This is a genomic window from Aerococcus sp. UMB7834 (assembly GCF_030215145.1).
Classification (GTDB): Bacteria; Bacillota; Bacilli; order Lactobacillales; family Aerococcaceae; genus Aerococcus.
Genome location: NZ_JASOLI010000006.1, coordinates 48,981 through 73,402, shown reverse-complemented (window position 1 = coordinate 73,402; position 24,422 = coordinate 48,981). Strand labels below are relative to the sequence as shown.

Genomic DNA, 24,422 nt, shown 5'->3' with positions numbered 1-24,422 from the left:
TTGGAATTAAATGAAAAAATCGACTATTTCAACCAAGAAGTTAAGCTCCAGGTCAAAGAGCATGTGGATGAACAAGTCGACCAATATCGCCAAACCTTAGAGGCTGATTTCAATGAATTCATCCAAAAGACTGACCAAGACTTTGATGAACAATTGCAAGCCAATAAGCAAGCTGTCCATAAAGAATATAATAAAGAAATTTCCGAACTACAAATCAAGCAACAAAGAGAACTCTATTTGAGCGAGAACAAAGTAAAAGAAGCCCTCTTTAAAGAATTTGAAGCAGCCATTCAAACTTATAAGGAAAGTCCAGCCTATCTGGACCAGCTTAAAGAAGTCGTCAAGAATATCCTGGACTTTGCCCAAGGCGAGAAATGCGATATCTATCTCGACCAATCCGACGCCAACCTACAAGCTGAGCTAAAAGAAGCAGTCCAACATGACATTACCCTATCAGACCGGGACTTCACCGGGGGCATTCGAGGGGTCATGCGGGAACGGAATATTCTCCTCGACTACTCTTTCTCGACTTTGCTTAACTTAGAAGATGAGAACTTTACAATTAAAGAGGTGATTAATTAATGGCTAGCGTGATTTATGCAATCAATGGTCCAATTGTCCGGGTCAAAGGAAAAACCAATTTTTCCATGCAAGAAATGGTTTATGTCGGTGAACAAGGCTTAATTGGTGAAGTGATCCGAATCGACCAAGCCTACACCACTATCCAAGTTTATGAAGAAACCGAGGGATTGAAGCCAGGTGAAGTCATCCATGGAACAGGCATGCCAATCAAAGTGTCCCTCGGCCCAGGTATGCTCGGCAACATTTATGATGGGATCCAACGTCCACTTAAAGAAATTGAAAAGCAAACAGGTTTCTACATTAAACGCGGGGTCCAAGTCGATGCCTTAGACCAAGACAAAGAATGGGAGGTCAACCCCCTCGTTAAAGTGGGTGACCAAGTTAGCGGTGGAGATATCATTGCTGAAATTCCAGAAAGCCGGTCACTAGTCCACAAAGTCATGGTCCCCTCCGGTATGATTGGTGAAGTAACTGAAGTCGTCCCAAGTGGTAGCTACCGAGTTAGCGATAGCTTGGTCAAGCTGCAGACTTTCGATGGCTCTATCCAAGAAATTAAGGCTTTCCAAGAATGGCCCATCCGCCAAGCTCGGCCTGTCGCCAACCGGCTAAAAAGTTCTAAACCTCTCCTCACTGGCCAGCGGATTATTGATAGTGTCTTTCCAATTGCTAAAGGTGGGACGGCTGCTATCCCAGGCGGTTTCGGAACAGGTAAAACCACTATGCAGCACCAGATCGCTAAATTTGCGGATGCCGATGTGATTGTCTACATTGGTTGCGGCGAACGGGGTAATGAAATGACAGAAGTACTTGAAGACTTCAGCAAGTTAATTGACCCACGCACTAACGCACCCTTGATGGAAAGAACCGTTCTGATTGCTAATACCTCGAACATGCCGGTAGCAGCTCGGGAAGCCTCTATCTATACGGGCTTAACCATTGCTGAATACTACCGGGATATGGGCTATGATGTTGCGATTATGGCCGATTCTACCTCACGCTGGGCGGAAGCCTTGCGGGAACTCTCAGGTCGTCTGGAAGAAATGCCAGCCGAAGAAGGTTTCCCTGCTTATTTAGCCAGTCGGATTGCCACCTTCTATGAAAGAGCTGGCGATATGGAAACTTTGAACAACCAAAACGGTTCCGTCTCCATCATCGGTGCTGTTTCACCTCAAGGGGGCGACTTCTCCGAACCTGTGACCCAGAACACCAAGCGCTTTGTCCGTTGTTTCTGGGGGCTCGATTCTAACCTCGCCCACTCCCGCCACTATCCCGCCATTAATTGGATGAATTCCTACAGTCAGTATGTGGATGAATTGTCCGGTTGGTATAATAAAAATGTCAGTGAAGACTTTATCAAAAACCGGGCTGAAATGATGGCCCTCTTGCACGAGGAAGACCAACTCAACGAAATCGTGAAGTTAATTGGGTCAGATATCTTACCAGACCACCAAAAACTGGTCCTACAAACTGCTAAGGTTATTCGCTTAGCTTTTCTCCAACAGTCTTCCTTCCATGAGATTGATGGGGATGTACCTATTCAAAAACAAGCTAAGATGCTGGACGTCATCCTCTACCTCCACCACCGGTCCAAACAACTGATCCAATGGGGGATGCCGATGTCCTATCTCCAACAGTCACCCATCTTTAATGAAGTCATCAATATGAAATTTAATGTAGCTAATGATAACTTGGATGCCTTTGATCATTACTATCAAAGCATCGACCAATTCTATGACCAAGCTATCGAACAAAACGGATAAGGGGGAATATAAATGCCAATAGAATATCTCGGTTTAGCGTCCATTGACGGTCCTCTTGTTGTCGTCGATGGCGTACGTGGTGCCGCCTATGGTGACATTGTGAACTTTCGCGTCAACCGCAGTGAATTAAAAAAAGGTCAAGTCATCGCTATTGAAGGCGAGCGCGCTATGGTTCAAGTTTTTGATGCCACCACCTCCATGTCCTTAGATAATACGCACTCTAGTTTTAGCGGACATGGGATGGAGATTGAACTTGCACCAGAAATCCTAGGACGGGTCTTCAATGGGGTTGGGGAAGCAATCGATGGCCTTGGAGCTATCCACTCCAATCTCTCTCGTGAAGTCAATGGAGCGCCCTTAAACCCTGTCTCACGGATCTATCCTCGGAACTATATTGAGACGGGCTTTTCCGCAATTGATACCCTGATGACACTCATTCGGGGACAAAAGTTACCTATCTTTTCAGGCGACGGGATGCCCCACAATGAGTTAGCTGCCCAAATTGTAAAACAAGCCAAACTAGGGGATAACAGTGATGAAGAATTTGCTATTGTCTTTGCAGCCATGGGCGTTAAGCATGATATTGCCGATTTCTTCCAAAGATCCTTCGAAGAAAGTGGCGCTCTCGACCATGTGACCATGTTTGTCAATACGGCAGATGATCCTGCCATGGAACGTCTGATCACACCCCGGGTTGCCCTAACCACAGCGGAATACTTAGCTTACGACTTAGGCAAACAAGTCCTAGTCATCCTAACCGACATGACCTCCTTCTGTGAGGCTTTACGTGAGGTTTCTTCTGCCAAGCAAGAAATCCCATCACGTAAGGGCTATCCTGGCTATCTCTATTCTGAACTTGCAACCATTTACGAGCGGGCCGGTATCGTCCAAGGTCGCAAGGGGTCAGTAACCCAAATTCCTATTCTAACTATGCCTAATGACGATATCACCCACCCTATCCCTGACTTAACCGGCTATATTACGGAAGGACAAATCGTTCTGGACCGTGACCTCTACGGTAAGAATATTTTCCCTCCAATCGGTGTACTTCCCTCCCTATCGCGTTTGATGAAAGACGGAATTGGTGAAGGCTATACCCGAGAAGACCATGAAGATGTGGCCAACCAACTCTTCGCCGCTTATTCAGGTGCCGCGGAAGCCAGGAGCCTAGCCTCCGTTATTGGGGAAGAAGAACTATCTGATATTGACAAGAAATATCTGGAATTTGGTGAAAAATTCGAAGAAGAATTTGTCGGTCAAGCTGCTGATGAGACCCGGACGATCCAAGAGAGTTTAGACCTAGCTTGGGAACTCCTGCGGGCCTTCCCACGTGAAGAATTGAACCGAATGGATACTAAGATTCTAGACCGCTACTATGACTCCAGCGATCATGAGCCAGAAAGTGAAGAAAATGGTGAGGCCTAATGGATATTAATGCTGCCCCTACTCGGGGTAACTTGATGCAGGTTGAAAAATCGCTCAAACTCTCTCGCAACGGTTATAATCTGATGGACCGCAAGCGAATGATTCTCATGAACGAAATCATGACCTTATCTAAAGAAGCCAGTCAAATCCAAGAAAAATTAAAGGCCGCTTATGGCGAAGCCTACAAACAATTGAGTATTGCTACCGGTGAGATTGGCATGGTTAATGTCGAACAAGCCGCTTATGGTGTTCCTATTTCCGATGCCCTAGACATCAAGATCCGTAGCGTTATGGGCACAGAGATCCCTGAGACGCGGCTGCCTAAAGAAAAACTTGAACCCAATTATTCACTCTTTGATACCAGCATTGCTGTTGACCAAGCCCGCATTGCCTTTGAAAAGGTCAAAGAGCTCCAAGTTAAACTAGCTGAAATTGAAAATTCAGCCTATCGTTTAGCGAATAACATTCAAAAAACGCAAAAGCGGGTCAATGCCCTGCAAAATATTACCATTCCACAGCTAGAAGATGCCCAAGTAGCTATCTCCTCAGCTTTGGAAGAAAAAGAAAGGGAAGAATTTACCCGCTTAAAAGTGGTCAAAGCGATCCTAGCCAATAAGGCAGAAGAGGCCTAAGCGTTGACCCCAGCCTAAAATGCCAAAAAAAGCGTAACCAGCTAAGTATGCTGACCCCAAAAAGTTGGACTAAGAATCTAACTTTTTGGGGTCACTACAAAGCTGTTACGCTTTTTTCGTTCGTATGTAATTTATTTGGTCATAAATTTTTGTGACCGTTGATAAGCGCCTACCCAAAGAACAGCCATCAAGATCGACAAGATGGCTAAAGTAAGCCATGAATAGTTGTAAGAACCGCTGACATCAGCGATTGTTGCTGCTAAGAGTGAGCCTGAAGTCATCCCGAGCATCAAGGCGCTCTGCATGTAGCCATAAGCCTTAGGATAGTCTTCAGAGCTAAAGATAGCTGAAGCCATCAGTGGCGGTAAGACCGTACCGATCGCATTCCCTAAGCCGAATAGTACAGACATGGTGAGAACAAAGCTGTAATTAGCCCCTAACATCATCAGGAGATAGGCCAAGGTGCAAAGAGCAGAAGCATAAATCGTCGCTAGCCGTACACCAAATTTGTCGTTAACTATACCAAGGATCAATTTACCTAGGATACCAACACCAGAGTAGATGGAAACCATGAGGGCCATCTTTTCAGCACCGTGTAAACTTTGAACGGCCGGTGGGAATTGTCCTAGGCCCCCGTTATTCGAAATACCAATGAAGGCTGTCCCAATAAGAAGCATGATAAAGAATGGCTTCTTAACAACTTCTGTCATCGGTAAATTAACCCCAGCTTGGCTGGTCGTTTCTTCAGAACTTTGATCAACTTGCCCAGCTCCTAAAGCATGGAGGCCCTTGTCTTCTGGTTTCTCAACAAAGAGGAAGAGAACAATAGGCAAGCAGACAACCAGCATAATAATGGCATAAGTCAAGTAGGACATCCGCCAACCCATTTCTTGGATCAAGAAAGTGAGTAATTGACTAAAGATAATACCACCAACACCTAAGCCAGCGAAGGATAGACTTAAGGCGGTCCCTTTTGATTTGACGAACCAATTATTAACCAGCATTGATACCGGAATAATAGTCGTGGCTGTGTACCCAAAACCAACAAAAATAGATAAGAAATAAAAAACATAGATATTTGGTGCAAAGCCATACAAACCATAAGCAATGGCATAAACTAGAATACCAATCAAATAAAAACGTTTAAAATTACCACGCTTAGCAAACATTTGAGAGACAAAGGGTGATACAAAGATCCCCATGCCTAAAACAATTGAATTCACAATTGCAAAAGCACTATTAGCAATAGCAAACTCCTCAACCACATGTGGTTGGAAAAGATTAGCCACTGCGACAGAGGCTGGTCCCATACAAGCTAGGATTAAGATGGCCCCGAGGACAATCCACCAACCATAAAATAATTTACCTTTTTCCATTAAATTCCTCCCATTTCAAATTCATTACTTATTAACTATAGCAGATATTTATCAATTTGTTTGATTTTTTCAGGAAAATCTTTGATTTTAACTAATATTCTTATCATTTTAAAGCAAAAGTGTGCAAAAAAAGAGCATATCAAAAGATAAAAACACCCCCAAACAAGCCTCGAGAGACTTGTTTGGGGGTGTTGAGATGCTTTGACCAGGATGCTGGCCAAAGCTATTACATGGACCGGTAGCCTTGGTAGTCATCAACTTTCAGGATACGTTTAGCGTTGGCTACGCGGTCTTCTGTTGGTGGCTCCACACCTTCAAGTTTATATGGAATACCGAGTTCATAATACTTATAAACTCCCATAGTGTGGTAAGGAAGGATTTCAACCTTTTTAACGATATCACCTAGACTCTGGATAAAATCAGAGAGCCCCTGCAGGTCTTCGTCAAAGTCCGTCCGCGTTGGTACGAGGACATGGCGAATCCAGATAGGCTGACCTTTTTCCTGCAAGAAGCGGAAGAGGTCTAAGATATTCTCATTAGGCGCTGTCGTTAGCTTGAGGTGACGTTCAGGATTGATTTGCTTCACGTCCATCAAGATCAGGTCTGTGTATTCCAAAAGTTCCTCAAACTTAGCCAACCACTCTGGCTCGCGGGTGAAAGGGCCCCCGCAAGAATCCAGAGTTGTATGAACACCATGTTTTTTGCACAATTTGAAGTATTCAATTAAGAAATCAATCTGTAATAATGGTTCTCCCCCAGAAACGGTTACGCCACCCTTTTTCCCCCAATACGGCTGATATTTGACAGCTTCTCGGAAGAGCTCTTCGGCCGTATAAGGCGTTCCCGCATTAATCTTCCAAGTATCTGGGTTATGACAGAATTGACATCTTAAGCGACAGCCCTGCATGAAGGAAACAAATCGAATCCCAGGACCATCTACAGAACCAAAACTTTCAAGAGAGTGGACATAGCCAATTGTTTCTGTCATCATGATTCCTCATTTCATTACTTAAGTCGTCGAGCTTACATCCCTTCGTGCATGGTCCGGTTAATAACTTCTAATTGTTGTTCGCGAGTCAATTTAACGAAGTTCACCGCATAACCAGATACACGGATGGTTAATTGTGGGTATTCTTCTGGGTGATCCATCGCGTCAAGCAAGGTATCACGGTCGAAGACGTTAATGTTTAAGTGGTGGCCACCTTGTTTAGAGTAACCGTCTAACATGGACACTAAGTTATCAATCTTAGTTTCTTCATCACGTCCTAAAGCCTTAGGTACGATTGAGAAGGTGTTAGAGATACCGTCCATTGAGTAGGTGTATGGTAATTTAGCTACTGATGAAAGACTTGCTAAGGCGCCGTGTGAGTCACGTCCGTGCATTGGGTTAGCCCCTGGTGCAAAGGCCACACCGGCTTCACGGCCATCAGGAGTTGACCCTGTATTCTTACCATAAACGACGTTAGAAGTGATGGTTAAGATAGAAGTTGTATGGACAGAACCACGGTAAGTAGGTGTCTTACGGATCTTAGTCATGAATTTCTTCAAGAGTTTAACCGCAATTTCATCAACACGGTCATCGTTGTTACCATATTTTGGATAGTCGCCTTCGATTTCGAAGTCAACAGCAACCCCATTTTCATCACGGATTGGTTTAACCTTAGCGTATTTAATTGCTGAAAGTGAGTCAACCGCTACGGAGAAACCAGCAATACCAGTTGCCATGGTCCGTTTGACATGGGAGTCATGGAGAGCCATTTCAAGACTTTCATAAGAATACTTGTCATGCATGTAGTGGATAACATTTAAAGTATTCACATAAAGTTTACAGATCCAGTCCATCATATCATCGAACTTGTCAATAACTTCATCGTAATCGAGATATTCACTATCAATTGGTTGATAACGAGGGCCAACTTGTACTTTAGAAATTTCGTCTACACCACCGTTAATAGCATAAAGTAAAGTCTTAGCTAAGTTAGCACGGGCACCGAAGAACTGCATTTGTTTACCGATTTCCATAGCAGACACGCAGCAGGCAATACCATAGTCATCACCGTATTGTGGGCGCATAACTTCGTCGTTTTCGTATTGGATAGAGCTGGTCTTAATTGAAATTTCCGCACAGAATTCCTTGAAGCCTTCTGGTAAGTCTTTAGACCAAAGAACAGTTAAGTTTGGTTCTGGAGCTGTACCCATGTTCTTCAAGGTTTGTAGGTAACGGAAGCTGTTCTTAGTTACTAAGGAGCGTCCATCTAAGCCCATACCTGCAATCGATTCAGTTACCCAAGTTGGGTCCCCAGAGAAGAGTTCATTATATTCAGGGGTACGTGCAAATTTAACGATACGCAATTTCATGATTAAGTGGTCGATGAGTTCTTGCGCTTCAACTTCAGTTAAAGTTCCGTTTTCAAGGTCACGTTGGATATAGATATCCAAGAAGGTAGATGTACGTCCGAATGACATTGCAGCCCCATTTTGTTGCTTAACGGCAGCTAGGTAAGCTAGGTATAACCATTGGATAGCTTCGTGAGCATTTTCTGCAGGACGGCTTAAGTCAAAGCCATATGTCTTACCAAGTTCTTTTAATTCAATTAAAGCACGGTATTGGTCAGATAACTCTTCACGGTGTTGGATAACATCTTGTGACATATCCATGCCATCACCATCGTTGAATTCTTGTAATTTTTCATCCATTAAGAAGTCAATACCGTATAGGGCAACACGACGGTAGTCACCGATGATCCGACCACGACCATAAGCATCTGGCAAACCAGTGATGATCTTGTTGTGACGAGCTTTACGCATTTCAGGTGTGTAAGCATCGAATACCCCTTGGTTGTGGGTCTTACGCCAATCACGGAAGATATGAGAAATTTCAGAGTCGACTTCATAGCCATAAGATTTAGCAGCTTGTTCACTCATCCGAATACCACCGAATGGCTGTAAGGAACGTTTAAACGGTTCATCAGTTTGAACCCCAACGATTTTTTCTTTATCTTTATCAAGATACCCTGCATCATGAGAGGTGATAGTTGATACAATCTTTGTATCCATATCAAGAACGCCACCATTTTCTCGTTCTTGTTTGGTTAAGTCCATCACTTGATCCCATAATTCAGTAGTATTTTCAGTTGGCCCTTCTAGGAATGAAGAGTCACCCGTATATTCTGTATAGTTATTTTGGATAAAATCGCGAACATTAACTTCTTCCTGCCATTTCTTACCAGTGAAGCCTTTCCATGCTTTAGTCGTATCCATTATAAATTCATCTCCTTTTGTAATTTATTTCACAATATAACAGATCTGTCTCTAATTATAACAGCTTACCAAACAGATTGCTACACTTTTCACGTGGAAATTTATTAAAATTTAATAATATTTTATGGAAGCGCTTTTAATTAATGGATATTTGCAAAAGCATTTGCCCCTCATCTGCAAATAGCGTAAAATATAGGATAGCAAAGCAAAACTTGCTTTGGTGAATAATAATGCTTGTTCATTAATTATTTTTAGGAGGAATTTTATAATGAAATTAGTTTTCATCCGTCACGGCGAAAGTGAATTAAACTTAGCCAATGTTTTCACAGGTTGGTTAGACCCTCGCCTCTCAGAAAAAGGGGTTAAAGAAGCTCAAAAGGCTGGTCAAGACCTTAAAGAAGCTGGTATTGAATTCGACACGGTTCATACTTCCATGTTATCACGTGCCATCCAAACGACTTATAATGTCTTAGACCAAATGGATCGTCTCTACTTACCCGTCAACAAAAACTGGCGCTTAAACGAACGTCATTATGGAGGCTTACAAGGCTTAAATAAAGCTGAAACTGCTGAAAAATATGGGGATGAACAAGTCCACATTTGGCGTCGTTCCTTCGATGTTCGCCCACCATTAGCTGAAGAAGGCATCGATGATCCACGCTATGCTGACTTAGACCAAAACCGTCTGCTTGCTGGCGAATGCTTAAAAGATACCCTAGCCCGTACCCTACCTTACTGGGAAGACCACATTGCTCCTGAATTAAAGCAAGGCAAAAATGTTTTAGTTGTGGCACACGGCAATAGCCTCCGTTCCATTACTAAATACCTAGAAAACATCTCTGACGAAGATATTCCTTCAGTTGAAATCGCAACTGGTGAACCTATCGTTTACGATTTAGATGAAGACCTTAATGTTGTTAACAAAACTATCCTAGAAAAATAATCTGTAAGCTTTTAGAAGCTATAACAAAAGCCAGGTCAATCACTTCCTATAAGCTGATTGACCTGGCTTTTTGTCTGTTCTATTCTTTACTGAAATGGCTAAACTGACTATTATAGAGCTGATAATAGAAGCCTTGGCGGGCGAGTAAATCCTCATGCTTACCTTGTTCAACGATTTGCCCCTGGTCAAGGACGAGAATCACGTCGGCATTCTGAATGGTGGATAGGCGGTGGGCGACAGCAAAACTTGTCCGCCCTTGCATCATCTGGTCGAAAGCTTCTTGGACCAAGGCTTCCGTTAAGCTGTCGATGGAACTCGTTGCTTCATCGAGTATAAGCATCTTAAAGTCCGTCAGCAGGATGCGGGCAATACAGATTAGTTGCTGCTGGCCAGAAGATAGGTTGGCTCCAGCAACTTGGACGGGACTGTCATAGCCCTGGTCCATCTGTTGGACAAGGGGGTGGAGGCGGGCTTTTTTACTTGCTGCAATCACTTCGTCATAAGTCGCGTCAGGCTTGCCGTAAGCAATATTGTCGTAGATGGTCCCTTCAAATAGCCAGGAATCTTGGAGGACCATTCCGAAGAGCTGTCTCAGATAATTCTTGTCCAGCTGGCGGCTATCCACCCCATCAATTAGGATACGCCCACTATCGAGCTCATAGAAGCGCATCAAGAGATTAATCAGGGTCGACTTGCCTGCTCCGGTCGGTCCCACAATCGCAACTGTTTGCCCCGCTTGAACTTCTAAGGAGAAGTCTTCAATCAACGGGTGTTCTTTCTGATAAGAAAAAGCGACTTGGTCAAAGCTAAGCTGCCCTTTAAAAGTAGGAATCTGATCAACTTGGTAAGAATTACCGGCCTCTTCTTCTCCCAGCAAGTCAAAAATTCGCTCATTAGCAGCGAGGGCTGTCTGCATCTCATTCACCACCGCGGATATATCATTAAAAGGCTTACTGTATTGGTTGGCATAGGCGAGGAAACTAGAAAAAATTCCCACCGATAGTTGACCGGAAACAACTGCAAAAGCGCCGTAGAGCCCGACTGCCCCATAAACTAAACTATTGACCACTCGGGCTGAGGGATTGACTAGGGCACCGTAAAACTGGGACCAAATGCCGGATTCGTGGAGTTCTTGGTTGAGCTGACTAAAGTTTTCCTCCGCCTGGCCTTCATACTGAAAGCTCTTGACGAGCAGCTGGTTAGCTGCGAGCTCCTCTGTATAGGCATGGAGCTGGCCGCGCAAAGCTAACTGGGTCTGAAAAAAGCGATAGGTGCGGTTGGCGATAAAACTGGACACCGCAATCGACAAAGGTGTCAGAACAATGACAATTAAAGCTGTGCGGACATGGATAGACAGCATCATTACTAGTACCCCTATAATCATTGCTAGACCGGAGAAAAAGTTGGTAAAACTTTGGACCAAACCATTTCCCACCAAATCCACGTCATTAATCGCTCGGCTGACTAGGTCACCATGGGCATGCTGGTCGATAAAATGCAAGGGCAATTTTTGCAGCTTTTTAAAAAGATCAATCCGCAAACGGCCCATAAGTCGGTAGCTCAGCTGGTTAATCAGTCGGTTTTGCCCCCACATAAAGAGGGCGGCGAGACCGGCACTGACCAAGAGATAAGCCAGCTGCTGGTATAAGCCAGAAAAATAGACTTGCCCCCTGCCGAGGACCTGGTTGACCGCTTCACCGATTTGAATCGGAATCAAAATTTGGCAGGCTACGGATAGGCTAGCCAAAATAAGAATAAAGACTAAGCTTAAGCTCTCCTGCCTTAAATAAGATAGAAGTGCACGTAAAGACCTAAGCAAGGGACTCGCCTCCTTCTACTAATTTTTGTGACTTGGCCATGGCATAATAGCTAGGACTCTGAGCAAGTAGCTCATCATGCTTTCCAACCGCTTCGACTTGGCCATAGTTTAAGACGATAATTTGGTCAGCTTCAAGCACTGAGGCTAAGCGTTGGGAAACCAATAAGACGCTAGCTGATTTTTGGGCAAGGGTCGAACGAATCCGAGCCTCAGTGGCAAAATCAAGAGCGCTCAGCGCGTCATCTAAGATAAGAAGTCCGGCCTCCTTGACCAGGGCGCGAGCGATTGTCAAGCGCTGGCGTTGGCCCCCTGAGAAATTTTTCCCGCCCTGGCTAACCGGGGCATCCAAGCCCCCATCAAGCTGGCTGACAAAGTGAGCGGCCTGGGCGTCTTCCAGGGCCCGCCAGAGCTCTTCATCTGTCGCATCTGCCCTGCCCAAAAGCAAGTTAGAACGAATCGTCCCGGTCAAGAGGCTGGCATGCTGGGGGACTAGGCTGATCATTTGTCTAAGCTCAGTAAGGGCCATCTCTTGGGTATCCTGTCCATTCAAAAAAATCTGACCGCTTGACGGCTTATAAAAACGCTCAAGCAAATGAATCAAAGTGCTTTTCCCTGCCGCCGTAGGACCTACTATCGCATAGAAGCCACCAGGCGCTAAGTTTAGATTAATATTTTTAAGTACAGCTTTTTGTCCGTAAGCAAAGCTTAGCTGGTCGATCTTAACAGCAAGTGCTGGTTCTTCTAGGTGTACGGGGCAGCGGTGACTGGGCACAGGATCTACAATACTTGGCTCAAGAGCTAGCAATTCATCCACGCGTTGGATTCCAGCTACCCCCCGACTAATCATTACAAGCACCTGGACTAAGACATTAAGGGCTAGAAGGATGGTATTCATATAATTGACAAGAGCAATCACTTCGCCTTGTTGGAAGGCCCCTCGGTTCACTAGTCCCCCGCCAAAATACAGAATAAGAGCGATCAATAAATTAACCACAAAGAGGCTAGCAGGATTGGCCAGCGATTGAACCCGGGCCAAGGCAACCTGCTGCTTCCTCCAGTCTCGGTTAGCCTCTTCGAAGCGCTGGACTTCACGTTTTTGACTGGCGAAAGACCGGATGTCACGCATTCCCGATAAGTTTTCAGCAAAGAGTTGACCCAAATAGTCTAAAGCTTTTTGGATACCGGCTAAGATGCGGTTAGAAGCCAAGGTAATAAGAGAAAGAATTGTTCCCAAAACTAGACCGCCCAGAATAAAGATAGGAGCAAGCTGGGGGCTAACAATAAAAGACATGACCATGGCACCGACCAATAGGACCGGACAACGCGAAGCCAGACGGATGGCCATAGCAATACAAACCTGGATATTGTGGGTGTCATTAATCATGCGATTGGCAATCGAACTTGACCCTAAACTTTGACTCTGCTGCAGGTCCAAGCGGTTAAGCTGGTCAAACAAAAGAGACCGCAACTTGCTTCCCGTGGATTGGGAGACTAAGGAAGCGAACCATTGGCAGACTAAGGCCAAGAGATAGCCACACAGAGGCAAAATAAACAAGAAAATCCCCCGGCTCTTAATATAGTCCAAATTTCCTGGATGAATCCCGTAATTAATAATATGAGCCATTAAAAACGGCACCAATAATTCTAAGATGGCTTCAAGGCTCTTAAAAATAAAACCCGTCAGCGCCCGCCACTTATTTTCTTTGAGCACATCAATGACACGCATAGCCAGGTGACTCTCCCTTCATTCGTTAAAGATTAGTTCTAGAATAGCAAATTTACAAGACCTGCTCAAGTTTGGTCCTAAAGAAAAAAGCTGGACCGAGGCCCAGTTTTTTTCTCATATTTTTGACTTAGTCTTCAGGTAATTCTGTCGTGTAATAAACGTTTTGCACGTCATCATCATCTTCAAGCTTGTCGATCAGATTTTCAAAAGTTTCTGCCTTGTCAGCTGGTAAATCAATCAGTGTCTTAGGGACCATGGTTAATTCGGCACTGGCAAGTTCGTAACCGTCTTCTTTCAGCGCATCACGGACATCACCAAAGTCTTCCGCTTGACTATAAATTTCGAAAACTTCGTCCGAAACTTGGAGGTCCTCAGCGCCTGCTTCTAAGGCTTCCATCAGCATGGTATCTTCATCAACATCTAAGCCTTCACGTTCAATGGCAATATAACCCTTACGGTCAAACATAAAAGCAACAGAGCCTGATTCTCCCAAACTGCCCCCATTCTTGTTAAAGATGGTCCGCACATTGCTCAGGGTACGGTTAGTATTGTCTGTTAAAGTTTCGACATAAACGGCAATCCCATTAGGACCATAGCCTTCATAAGTTACTTCATCGTAATCTTCACCACTATTTTGATTACTACCTTTATCAATAGCACGCTCAATATTAGATTTTGGCATGTTGGCGGACTTAGCTTTATCCATCACCATCCGCAAGGCGGGGTTGGAGTTCGGCTCCGGTCCACCTTGTTTAACTGCCATATAGATTTCCCGTGATAATTTTTGGAAAACCTTGGCACGTTTGGCGTCTTCCGCGCCCTTTGTGTTTTTAATTTTACTCCATTTATTATGTCCTGACACAAAAGCCCCTTCTTTCCTAAAGTAATTTTCAAATTAACGTATCAATAATAGCAAATTTTAGGGTTTTACGCAACTTAAGTTCTTAAGTCAGGCACGAGCAGCTTAAGCTGGCCTGCTAGGACTTCAACATGAACAGGTAGCTTGGGCCCGGCATCGCCGTCGACATTGGAAGTCATCGGCTGATCTAGGGCCTTTAATTGGATATCCTTAGCCCGTCTGTACTGGACAAACTTAGAAGCGGAAATATCCCCTTGAAGAGCACTCTGAAGGAGTTCAGGGACAAATTCAAGACTATGACGGTTCTTGAGAAAGAGTAGGTGGGCCCAACCATCATCAATCCGAGCGCGCTCAACCATATGTTCGATCCCCCCTACTGAGTTCGTCAAGCAGATCAAGATGAGTTCAGTCTCAACGATATGGTGGTCGCCATCCGCGATGATGTCATACGTCTGGGCATTGGATTGGAAGAAGGCTTGAACGCCGTCTGCCACATAGGCCAGCTTGCCTAGGCGCTTCTTAGCTTCTGCCTTTGTTTCTTTAACGGCTTCAGGAATCTGTCCCACAGCAACAACATTCATAAAGTATTGGTTATTAATCCGCCCCAGATCGACAGAACAAGTTCGTAGGCGGGAAAGCTGCCTGAGCGCCTCCTTGGGTTGTTGGGAAATTTTCAAAACCCGACCAATATCATTCACCGTTCCTAGAGGCATATAGCCCAAGGGTCGATCAAAGTGATAAGGGGCCAGTGCATTGACCGCCTCATTAAGAGTGCCGTCACCCCCTGCCACAAAAACAGCGTCCACCTGGTCGTGGTAATGGCCAATAATGCGTGCTATATCACCTACTCCTCGGGTAAAAACTAAATGAGTATGCGCAAAACTTTTGGCCAAGGTCCAGTCTAATTCGGGAGCGACTGCACGTCCCAAGCCGTTACCAGCGACAGGATTAATAATGAGTAAACAGTTTTCCATGGGCCGTCCTCCTTTAGCCTTATTATACTAGAAATCTTAAGTTATAGCCTAGCTAAAGCCCCCTTACTTGGCGTCTTTTGTTATAATAAAGAAAACCAGTCCACGGAGGTGACTTATGCCAAATTCTTTTCAAAATAAAAATCTCTCTTTTCTTAGCCATCTGAGCCGTCTACTCGCTCTAGCTGGTCAAGCTCTTAAAGCCTGCCTGGCCTTATTTTGCGCCCTCGCTGTCCTTATCCTAGGCTTGGGACTAGGTTACCTGCTTGGTCTGACGGAAGATGACCCTATCCCAAGCCGTCAAGAAATGGCCCAGGCCATGGTGAATACAGAAGAACCCTCACAATTACTTAGCCAGGACGGTCAGATCCTTTTCCAAGTCCAGCCAGATATTCGACGCGAGAATATTCCCCTCAACCAGGTTAACCCCCTCATTGTTAATGGCCTAGTGGCAACCGAAGATGAATATTTCTTCGACCACCCTGGTTTCGTACCTAGCGCCATCTTCCGAGCGGCGGCTTCTTATCTTTTTGGTATCGGCAACCCCTCAGGCGGATCAACCCTCAGCCAGCAGTTAATCAAGCAAACGCTGTTGACTAATGAGGTCAGTTTGGCCCGTAAGGCAAAGGAACTACTGCTCGCCATCCGTTTGGAAAAGTTTTTCACTAAAGAACAAATCCTTGAAGCCTATCTCAACTTCTCTTCCTTCGGTCGGAATGCCAGAGGAGAGAATGTTGCAGGTATTGAAGCAAGCAGCCAGGGACTTTTTGGGAAAAAAGCAGCTGACGTGAACATCCCCCAAGCTGCCTTTCTCGTCGGGCTGGCACAGAATCCCTACAGCTACACCCCCTACCAGCAAAATGGCAAATTTAAGCCAGAAGAGCAAATGAAACTAGGAATTGACCGGATGGCGGAAGTCCTGGAGCGGATGCGGATTGAAGAAGTCATTTCAGAAGAAGAATTCCAAGCCGCTAAAACTTATGATATCCGCCAAGACTTTATCCCAAGCGAAGAAAAAGCCCCTGAAAGTCAGGACCCCCACAGCTTCCTCTTCCAAGCCCTTAAGCGCGAGAGCTTACTCATCCTCACTCAGAGTCTAGCTGAAGCCCGAGGAGAAAACTGGGAAGCCGTCAAAGAACAACCTGAACGTTTGGCCAATTATTATGATGAAGCTGAGCAAGCTTTTAAAAATCGCGGTCTTGAGATTCAAAGTACGGTTCAATTGGACCTTCACCAGGCCTTGGAGGCTAAACTCCAGCAAAATGCAAGCCGTTTGGGAAGCCCCCGCCAAGGTGATATCGTCCAGAATGGAGCGGTCCTCATTGATAATCATACAGGGGCTATCTTAGCCTTTACAGCAGGGGTTGACTACAGCAAACAGCAAACGGACCATGCTTTCTCCACGCGCCGGTCACCAGGTTCGACCATCAAGCCTCTACTTACTTATGGGCCTGCCCTCCAAGAGGGATTGATTAGTCCCGCAACGCGTCTTGCTGATAACTATATCCGGACCCAAGAAGAGGACGGGACTTACTATGAACCAAGTAACTATGGCCAGACCATCTCCAACCAGATTGTCACAGCCCGACAAGCTCTAGCCCAGTCCCTAAATAACCCAACCGTGCATCTCTACCAGACACTGGTCCAAGAAGGGGCTGACCTCAAATCCTATATGAACAACTTGGGCTTGGGACAAGCCATTGGCGACCATGAGTACCAGAACCTGGCACTTAGCTTGGGTGGAACGCAAACAGGTCCAACAGTTGCTGAAATGGCCGCTGCCTACGCCACTATTGCGAATGGTGGGGTCTACCACAAGCCCCACCTCATCCAAAGCATCCACGACCGGCATGGCAAGCTTTACTACCAAGCCCAAAAAGAAAATAAGCGGGCCTTTAACTCAGATGTGGCCTATATCCTGGCTGATATGCTTAAGTCGGTTAAAACAGAAGGCCTCTGGCAAGACCACCAGGAAGCCTTACCGGCAGACTTAGACTGGCTAGTTAAAACAGGCACCTCTGAAGGCTACATTGATAGCTGGGTTGTTGGTAGCACTCCAGCGGTCAGCCTCGCCTCCTGGATTGGCTACGACAATCCAAGCATTCAACAGAGCCTCGACCAGGCGGATGATAACCAAGCTTTCGGCCGTCCCTCAGACCGCCATGCCAAGTACTGGCTGTCAGCTATGAATACCCTCTATGCTAATAACGCCCAGCTTCTGGGCGCTGGCCAGCATTTTAACCGACCGGATAGTGTCCGTGAATTCCCTATCGTAGAGAAAACCGGTCAAGCCGCTGGAGACTTCCCAGGTCCCTACCAAAGTCGCTATCATATCCCAGCTGAAGAGGCAAAGAAAACTGAGCTCTTCCCCCAAAACATGCCCCTGCCTAATGCTAGCTTTAACTATGCCATCGGGGCTGAGCTGGATGAGCTAGCCTTTGAGCTAGAAGACTACCGGATTAAAGATTCAGAAGCGACTAACCAGCGCTTTCTTTCCATCCTCCAAGGCTACCGGCGACGCTTGGAGAGAGCTTTTAATCGACCATTTGATGCCATTAAAGAAAAGGAAGATCAAGCCTCAAGTGACCAGGCTAACGCAAGTGAAGCCGCCTAATTAAGTCCATAAATAAAGCCCTCAAGCTTTTCCTGAGAAAGCTTTGAGGGCTTTACTATTCTGTATGACTAAGAAATAAAGCTAGTTTTAGCTATTTGGTAGAATCGCGAACGATAATTTTATAAGGCAGAATGTTTTTGTTTTCAATGACTTCTTCTTCAACTGACTTATCACCCATTAACTTGGTTAGAATTCGCATGGCAACTGCTCCAATATCATAAAGCGGGGGCGCAATAGTTGTAAGTTGGGGGCGGACAATTTCTGTGATGATAGAGTTATTGGATGACACAATCGAAATATCTTCTGGCACCTTAAGTCCCTTGTCTTGAACATAATTGCTGACGCCTGCTGCTAATTCATCGCCGATAATCATAGCGGCTTGGGCCTTAGAATCGATCAGCTCTTGGCCAACCTCTTCAGCTGCCCGGTAGCGGGAGTTTTCGGCCGTTAAGCACAGGGCCGAATCCAAGTCCTTGTTGTGACTAGCTAAGGCCTTCTTATAGCCATTAAAGCGACCTAGCTCATCATCGACTTGATATTCAGGGGCTGAAATAAAGGCCACATCCTCAATACCCTGGTCGAAAAGGCGAGAAACAGCTTCTGCTACAGCTGATTCATAATCAATGTGGACAGAAGGCATTTTGCCTTCAGGATCAATCATGCCAGCCAAGACAATCGGTGTCCGAGTCCGTTCAACCTCATGGCGGATCTTATCTGTCATCGTGTGGCCTAAATAAACCAAGCCATCCACTTGGCGGGATAGGATATCCGTTACCACTTTTTCTTCCCGACCTTGGTCAGCATTGGCCATGATGATACTATAATCATACATAGCGGCGATATCGTCAATACCTAATGCAAAGCTTGAAAAATACAGGTTCGTAATATCCGGAATAATAACCCCAACCGTGGTGGTCCGCCGGCTTGCTAGCCCCCTTGCCACAGCATTTGGACGGTAGTCTAATTTTTCAATGACCTTCATAACTTTCTCACGTGTGGATGGTTTGACATTGGTATTGCCATTAACCACACGCGATACCGTTGCCATGGAGACTTCTGCTTCACGAGCAACATCATAGATTGTTACAGTTTGTTTGTTCATGCTTTCCCTCCTCGATTTTTCCACATGTAGTCACAGTAAGTATAAGCAAGTCTTCAAAGAAATGCAAGCGTTTACTATAAGATTCTTATAAGCTTTCATCTCTTTTTCAAATGAGTTATAGCGTTTTCACTAAAATAAGCACAAGTACTATTTTGACACTAAGTGCGGATAAATACAATACATAATTGCTTAAAATTTGAATTTTTTTACATTTATTAATGAAAAATTTACATAAAGAGCGTGTGACAAAAGTCGATCAGGCCTGAACCATAGGAGCGAACTATGGGAAATCGTTGGTAAAGGCTTAGACATAGGTCGTAGTAGGATTCGCTAAGGCATAAACAAGCGAATTCTTCGTTCTTATTCTAACTTGCTCCAACCATCCAAGCCTAAGCGCCAAGTCTCTCCCCTGCATAAAGTGGATGTCAAGCCTGACTTTTGGAACACGTTTTTAAAATTTTGCTTTTTAAAAAAGGAAGCCGGAACTTTTGTCCCAGCCTCCTTTTTTCTCATTTTTTCTTGATTTAAGCTTTAGACTTAGCTTCAGCTTGTTCTTTAGCATCTTTGCCTTCTTCTTTTGCGACATCCTTAGCTACTTTAGCATCAGCTTCGGCTTGGTCTTTAGCTGCCTTGCCTTCTGCCTTGACTTCTTCGCCGGCTGCTTTAGCTTCATCCTTAATTTCTTTACCAGCAGCTTTTGCTGCTTCCTTACCCTCTTCTGCGCTTTCTTTAACAGAATCAGATGCTTCATTGTAAGCCTCGGCGATATCGTGCTTAGCTGCTTGGTACTGTTGGTTAACTTCTTCGCCTGTTTCAGCTAATTGCGACTTAATATTGCTTGCAGATTCTTTTAAGTTAATGCGGATATCATCAGCAGCAACATAAGCGGTGTCATAGATTGCAGCGCCTTTTTCTAAGGCTAAATCTTTGTAATCGCGGGCTGTATCGCGAGCTTGACGAGCTTGTTCGTTGATATCTTGGCGTAATTCTTCACCAGACTTAGGTGCAAATAGTAAGGCTGTCACTGCTGCTGCAGTCCCTCCCACGAAGGCGCCTAATAAGAATGATCCTAAATTATTTTTACTCATGATAATAACTCCTTTAACTCTTAAAATGCTTTACTTTCTGATGCTTCTTTTACCTTACGTATATAGCGCTTTTGCTTGAGCCGCTTAGCGGTCTGACCGAGTTTTTCAACAGCGCCTGACTTTTCTTTAGCTGTCCCAGCTGAAAGTTGGCTATTAATTTGGCTAGCCGACTTATCCTGAGCTTTTTGGTCTTTTTGTCGGATGCTGACTACCAGATCCCGAGTTGCATCATTGACGTCAGAAACTGATACGCCGAGGTCACCGATTGCCTTAAATAATGGATCCACGGTGCTCACCTTACCATTGACATCATCCATCAGCACATTGGTCTTATTCAAAAGTCCCTGTGCTTCAATAGATAAGTCATCGACATCACGCCGCAAAACAGCCAAGGTATCATTAACTTCTTCAACTGTCTGACTCACATTCTTAATGGTTGTTGTGAGTTCTCTCACTAAAAGAACCAAAAAAACAACCAAGACTGCAAAAGCTATGGCAGCAATTAAGGCTGCAGCTCCGCCCCATGTCATCTTGCACATCACCCCTTATATTATCGGGTAAGCTCTTCAGATTTATAGTCATTGCTTCCCATTTTCATAGGATAATCATACCATTTTTCTTTAGAGAATACAAAAAAATCTTTTTTTCCTATAGCACAAGCGGCAAGCCAATCAGAAAACTTTACTTTTCCATGCTTTCTCCTTAAAATTAGAATACTTAAAAGAAACTAGGAGGCAGCCATGTCACAAATCAAAACTTTTTTTACTAATTATTTTTCTAAAATTGAATGGGACCAAGTCATCAGCTCTTGGTTTGGTAATATCATTCAAATTGTTATCACTGTCTTGATTCTCTCGATCGTCCGCCGCTTGTTAACTCGCTCGGTTGATTTTTATTACGACAAGGCCGAACGTTTTGAGAAGAATCCTGCCCGTCAACAAACCTTGCGTACCTTGGTACAAAATTTTATCCAGTATACCTATTACTTCCTCGTCATCTACTCTGTCTTAGCGATCTTGGGCGTTCCAGTCGCTACACTGATGGCCGGTGCCGGGATTGCCAGTGTGGCGATTGGTATTGGGGCTCAAGGTCTCGTTAACGATATTGTTAACGGCTTCTTTATCCTCTTAGAACACCAATTTGATGTGGGTGATACGGTTCTCATCAACGATTATGAAGGCGAAATTTCTAAGCTAGGCATCCGAACCACAGTCATTAAGGACTTTAACGGGGACCTACATTTTATTTCCAACCGTAATATTACAGATGTCACCAACCGCTCCCGCTACCCTATCCGCTGCGATATCGACTTGAGAATTTATCCCGATTCGGATGCTGACCAAATTGAAGCCGTGCTTAGAGCTTGCATGGAAAAAGAACAACCGGATCCCCTACTCGCTCAAGATCCCATCTATCTGGGAGTCTTCCGCGATAACAACCGCTTCAACCTGATTTACCGGGTCCGTCTCTTTGCGGTTAATGGCATGCAGCTAGATGTCGAAGGCAAGTACTACAGCAAACTTACTGAAGCCTTAGACCAAGCAGGTATCAGCCAACCCGAATCTCAATTCAATACTTCCATGGCCATGCTCCAAGCTCGGGAAGAAAAGTTCAATGAAAATGCCTAATCGAAAAAACCAGCCTCCAAATTAAAGGAGCTGGTTTTTGTGTGTTTAGAGCTTTAACTTGCCTTGGTCTAAGTCCTCTTGGAGGGCTGCCAGGGCTTGACCACGGTGGCTAATGGCTGCTTTTTCCTCTGCTGTCATTTCAGCGGTAGTCATCCCCTTGCTAGGCACATAGAAGAGGGAATCGTAACCAAACCCATTCGTTCCTCGCTCTTCTGTTAAAATTTCGCCTTCTAATTTTCCTTCATAGTCTGCTAGGATTTCACCATTGGCTCCAGCGACGACTAAGACACAGTGGAAGGCAGCTTGCCGCTTGCTTGGATCAACATCCTGCAATTCCTCTAATAGTTTGGCGCGGTTAGCAGCATCCGATTTTTCTGGACCTGCATAGCGCGCGGAATAAATACCGGGGGCTCCGTCCAAGGCATCCACAGATAAGCCTGAGTCATCCGCAATCACGATTTCTCCTAAAGCTTGAGCAGCAGTCCGCGCCTTTATCCCGGCGTTCTCCAAGAAACTGCGTCCATTTTCCTCAATATCTGCCATTTCTGGATGGTCTAAAAGAGTTTCTACCTGGTAATTGGCAAAGATCATTTCAAATTCTTTGGCCTTACCTGGGTTTTTAGTAGCAATGACAATTTTTTTCATCCGTTATCCTCCTATAAATCAGTTAATTTAACTTGTTTCACAGCCATTTCTCGGCCCAGCCAGTCCTGGCCGATTTCTTTAAACAAACGAACCGAGCCTGTCGTATAGAAATGCTGTTTAGCATGTCCCGGCCGAGATTCTGCCAAGCCCAGATAGTCCAACAAAATCGATAATTCTGACACGGCTTCCGCCCCTGAATCGATCAAAGTAACTTCTTTCCCCATAACATGTTGGATGGTTTGTTCTAATAGAGGAAAATGGGTACAACCTAGGATCAGGGTATCGAGATCTTTTTTGCGCAAATCTGCTAGGGTCTCAGCCACTAATTTCTTAGCTAAAGAGGACTGGTATTGGTGACTTTCGACTAAAGGGACAAAAGCGGGGCAAGCCAAGGGAAAAAGCTCTAAGTGGTTATTTTTAGCCCATAAAGCTTCCTGGTAGGCCCCGCTTTCGATCGTTCCCTGGGTGCCCAAGATCCCGATGCGTCCCTTGCGTGTGGCTTTATTGGCGGCTCGGGCACCAGGCTGGATCATCCCAATTACCGGGATATCCAAGCGCTTGCGCACCTCTTCCAGACACACCGCAGAGGCCGTATTGCAGGCAATAACGAGCATTTTAGCCCCCTGCTTGACCAGGAAATCGACCAATTGATTGGTAAAGAAAGAAACTTCCTCCTCAGGTCTCGGGCCATAGGGGCAACGAGCATTATCACCGATATAGATTAGGGACTCATTGGGCAGTTGACGCATGGCTTCTTTAACAACCGTTAGGCCCCCGACCCCCGAATCCAGAAAGGCAATAGGTAAATTCATAAACTTCTCAAATCCTTTATTTTCAAATTCGTGTTACAATTAATTAGAAGATGATTATAGATTTTTTACTTAATTGAAAGGTGGCTTTTAAATGAAAATTGCTTTAATTGCTCACGATAGCAAGAAAGATCTTATGATTGCTTTCACGACAGCCTACAAGGAAATTTTACAGGAACATGAGCTTTTTGCAACCGGCACGACAGGAAAGAAGATCCAAGAGGCAACAGGACTCAAGGTTCATCGTTACCAATCTGGCCCCCTCGGTGGTGACCAACAGATCGGTGCAGCGGTCTCGCAAAATGAAATGGACTTAGTGGTATTCCTTCGCGATCCCCTAGCTGCCATGCCCCATGAGCCTGATGTCAATGCGCTAATTCGTCTCTGCGACGTCTACAATGTGCCGCTAGCAACTAACATCGGAACAGCAGAAGTTCTCATCCGCGGCCTTGAAGCAGGTTACCTAGACTGGCGGACCCAATACGACCAAGGCGCTATCAACAAAGACATCCGCGCCAACCTCGCCCACGGCAACCCAGACCGACCAATCAAATAAGCAAAGGGTGTGAGCAAGAGCGCTTAGACTTGAATGATTGGAGGCTCATCGAAAAAGGCTGACGTCAGTCAGACGTTTCGATGAGCTGAAATCACTTCAAGGCTGCTCTTGCGAACCCAACTACAGGGTATGAGACTAGCCTGCCTCCCTCGCAAGAACAAGCGAGCTATCACTAAGGGACCTTATCAAACAATCAATCATATTTAAGCACATGAGCGGTTAGGCCTAGCCCAACCGCTCAATTTTTGCTTATCTTATAGATATTGTTCTAAGATTTGTTCCAATTTTTCTTTTGGTGTATAACCAATTAAAGTCTCAACTGCTTCGCCATCCTTTTTAATAAGAAGGGTTGGAATCGACATAATGCCAAATTGACGAGCTGTTTCTTGGTTTTCATCCACATCGACCTTAGTAAATTTCACTTGGTCGCCCATTTCATCATCTAATTGTTCAATGACTGGACTTTGCATCCGGCAAGGGCCACACCAAGTTGCCCAAAAGTCAACCAGGACTAGTCCGTCTTGAGTTTCTGCTTCAAAGTTTGCATCAGTTAGTGCTTGTACCATAAGATACCTCCTTAGTATTTCTTTACTTGTATAATTTTAGTATAACATAGGCTGCTGATT

At 45.0% G+C, this 24,422-nt stretch carries 21 protein-coding genes; 8 read left to right on the top strand and 13 right to left on the bottom strand.

The genetic code is table 11. From position 1 onward, the window contains the following. From QP339_RS06075 to QP339_RS06060, 4 genes are read left to right on the top strand one after another with little or no spacing between them, the layout of a single operon-like run. Positions 1-582 (top strand): hypothetical protein, encoded by a 582-nt coding sequence (locus QP339_RS06075; protein ID WP_070616965.1) that lies wholly within the window; start codon positions 1-3, stop codon positions 580-582. Further along, on the top strand, positions 582-2,342 hold the full coding sequence (locus QP339_RS06070) for a V-type ATP synthase subunit A (RefSeq protein WP_070616964.1): 1,761 nt from the start codon (positions 582-584) through the stop codon (positions 2,340-2,342). Before QP339_RS06075 ends, QP339_RS06070 begins: the two co-directional genes overlap by 1 nt. A 12-nt stretch (positions 2,343-2,354) precedes the next feature. Then, a complete protein-coding gene (locus tag QP339_RS06065) occupies positions 2,355-3,767 on the top strand; it encodes a V-type ATP synthase subunit B (protein ID WP_070616963.1) in 1,413 nt (470 codons plus the stop codon). After that, positions 3,767-4,399, top strand: coding sequence for a V-type ATP synthase subunit D (locus QP339_RS06060; protein ID WP_067975904.1), 633 nt, complete (start codon positions 3,767-3,769; stop codon positions 4,397-4,399). The genes QP339_RS06065 and QP339_RS06060 overlap by 1 nt, the downstream gene beginning before the upstream one ends. A gap of 131 nt (positions 4,400-4,530) precedes the next feature. Here the strand turns inward: QP339_RS06060 and QP339_RS06055 are convergent, their stop codons facing one another. The 3 genes from QP339_RS06055 to pflB all read right to left on the bottom strand — a co-directional run bounded on the left by QP339_RS06055 (position 4,531) and on the right by pflB (position 9,036). Then, positions 4,531-5,775, bottom strand: a complete 1,245-nt coding sequence (locus QP339_RS06055; protein WP_284910808.1) for an MFS transporter — start codon at positions 5,773-5,775, stop codon at positions 4,531-4,533. 226 nt (positions 5,776-6,001) lie between these two features. Further along, complete coding sequence (pflA, locus tag QP339_RS06050; protein ID WP_284910807.1) at positions 6,002-6,766, bottom strand: pyruvate formate-lyase-activating protein; 765 nt, start codon at positions 6,764-6,766, stop codon at positions 6,002-6,004. A 32-nt stretch (positions 6,767-6,798) separates the two neighbouring features. Then, the gene (gene pflB, locus QP339_RS06045; protein WP_284878559.1) at positions 6,799-9,036 is read right to left on the bottom strand and encodes a formate C-acetyltransferase; all 2,238 of its coding nucleotides are present in this window, start codon (positions 9,034-9,036) and stop codon (positions 6,799-6,801) included. 265 nt (positions 9,037-9,301) lie between these two features. Between pflB and gpmA the strand changes: the two genes are divergently transcribed. Next, a complete protein-coding gene (gene gpmA / locus QP339_RS06040) occupies positions 9,302-9,979 on the top strand; it encodes a 2,3-diphosphoglycerate-dependent phosphoglycerate mutase (protein ID WP_067976620.1) in 678 nt (225 codons plus the stop codon). 79 nt (positions 9,980-10,058) lie between these two features. On the opposite strand, the gene QP339_RS06035 is transcribed toward gpmA, so the two are convergent. From QP339_RS06035 to QP339_RS06020, 4 genes are all read right to left on the bottom strand, one after another. Next, a complete protein-coding gene (locus QP339_RS06035; protein WP_284910806.1) occupies positions 10,059-11,798 on the bottom strand; it encodes an ABC transporter ATP-binding protein in 1,740 nt (579 codons plus the stop codon). Next, positions 11,791-13,524: an ABC transporter ATP-binding protein gene (locus QP339_RS06030; RefSeq protein WP_284910805.1), complete on the bottom strand. Its 1,734-nt coding sequence runs from the start codon at positions 13,522-13,524 to the stop codon at positions 11,791-11,793. Before QP339_RS06030 ends, QP339_RS06035 begins: the two co-directional genes overlap by 8 nt. Positions 13,525-13,651: 127 nt before the next feature. Next, positions 13,652-14,386, bottom strand: a complete 735-nt coding sequence (locus tag QP339_RS06025) for a YebC/PmpR family DNA-binding transcriptional regulator (RefSeq protein WP_067975883.1) — start codon at positions 14,384-14,386, stop codon at positions 13,652-13,654. A 74-nt stretch (positions 14,387-14,460) separates the two neighbouring features. Further along, positions 14,461-15,357, bottom strand: a complete 897-nt coding sequence (locus QP339_RS06020) for a diacylglycerol/lipid kinase family protein (protein ID WP_284910804.1) — start codon at positions 15,355-15,357, stop codon at positions 14,461-14,463. Between the two features lie 115 nt (positions 15,358-15,472). Between QP339_RS06020 and QP339_RS06015 the strand changes: the two genes are divergently transcribed. After that, the gene (locus QP339_RS06015; RefSeq protein ID WP_284910803.1) at positions 15,473-17,968 is read left to right on the top strand and encodes a transglycosylase domain-containing protein; all 2,496 of its coding nucleotides are present in this window, start codon (positions 15,473-15,475) and stop codon (positions 17,966-17,968) included. Between the two features lie 91 nt (positions 17,969-18,059). Here the strand turns inward: QP339_RS06015 and QP339_RS06010 are convergent, their stop codons facing one another. From QP339_RS06010 to QP339_RS06000, 3 genes are all read right to left on the bottom strand, one after another. Next, positions 18,060-19,070 (bottom strand): substrate-binding domain-containing protein, encoded by a 1,011-nt coding sequence (locus tag QP339_RS06010; RefSeq protein WP_067975873.1) that lies wholly within the window; start codon positions 19,068-19,070, stop codon positions 18,060-18,062. A gap of 524 nt (positions 19,071-19,594) precedes the next feature. After that, positions 19,595-20,158 (bottom strand): YtxH domain-containing protein, encoded by a 564-nt coding sequence (locus QP339_RS06005; RefSeq protein ID WP_284910802.1) that lies wholly within the window; start codon positions 20,156-20,158, stop codon positions 19,595-19,597. Positions 20,159-20,178: 20 nt separating this feature from the next. Then, positions 20,179-20,688, bottom strand: a complete 510-nt coding sequence (locus tag QP339_RS06000) for a DUF948 domain-containing protein (RefSeq protein ID WP_067975865.1) — start codon at positions 20,686-20,688, stop codon at positions 20,179-20,181. 210 nt (positions 20,689-20,898) lie between these two features. Here QP339_RS06000 and QP339_RS05995 point away from each other — a divergent pair, with 210 nt between their 5' ends. Beyond that, on the top strand, positions 20,899-21,786 hold the full coding sequence (locus QP339_RS05995; protein ID WP_284910801.1) for a mechanosensitive ion channel family protein: 888 nt from the start codon (positions 20,899-20,901) through the stop codon (positions 21,784-21,786). Between the two features lie 45 nt (positions 21,787-21,831). Here QP339_RS05995 and QP339_RS05990 read toward each other — a convergent pair whose 3' ends face one another. Both QP339_RS05990 and racE read right to left on the bottom strand, forming a co-directional pair. Further along, complete coding sequence (locus QP339_RS05990; RefSeq protein WP_070616951.1) at positions 21,832-22,431, bottom strand: XTP/dITP diphosphatase; 600 nt, start codon at positions 22,429-22,431, stop codon at positions 21,832-21,834. Positions 22,432-22,442: 11 nt separating this feature from the next. Further along, positions 22,443-23,243, bottom strand: a complete 801-nt coding sequence (gene racE / locus QP339_RS05985; RefSeq protein WP_070616950.1) for a glutamate racemase — start codon at positions 23,241-23,243, stop codon at positions 22,443-22,445. 91 nt (positions 23,244-23,334) lie between these two features. Here racE and mgsA point away from each other — a divergent pair, with 91 nt between their 5' ends. Continuing rightward, positions 23,335-23,796, top strand: a complete 462-nt coding sequence (mgsA, locus tag QP339_RS05980; protein ID WP_070616949.1) for a methylglyoxal synthase — start codon at positions 23,335-23,337, stop codon at positions 23,794-23,796. A gap of 254 nt (positions 23,797-24,050) precedes the next feature. Here mgsA and trxA read toward each other — a convergent pair whose 3' ends face one another. After that, entirely contained in the window at positions 24,051-24,362 is a 312-nt protein-coding gene (gene trxA, locus QP339_RS05975) for a thioredoxin (RefSeq protein ID WP_067975842.1), read from the bottom strand. Positions 24,363-24,422: the final 60 nt, after the last annotated feature.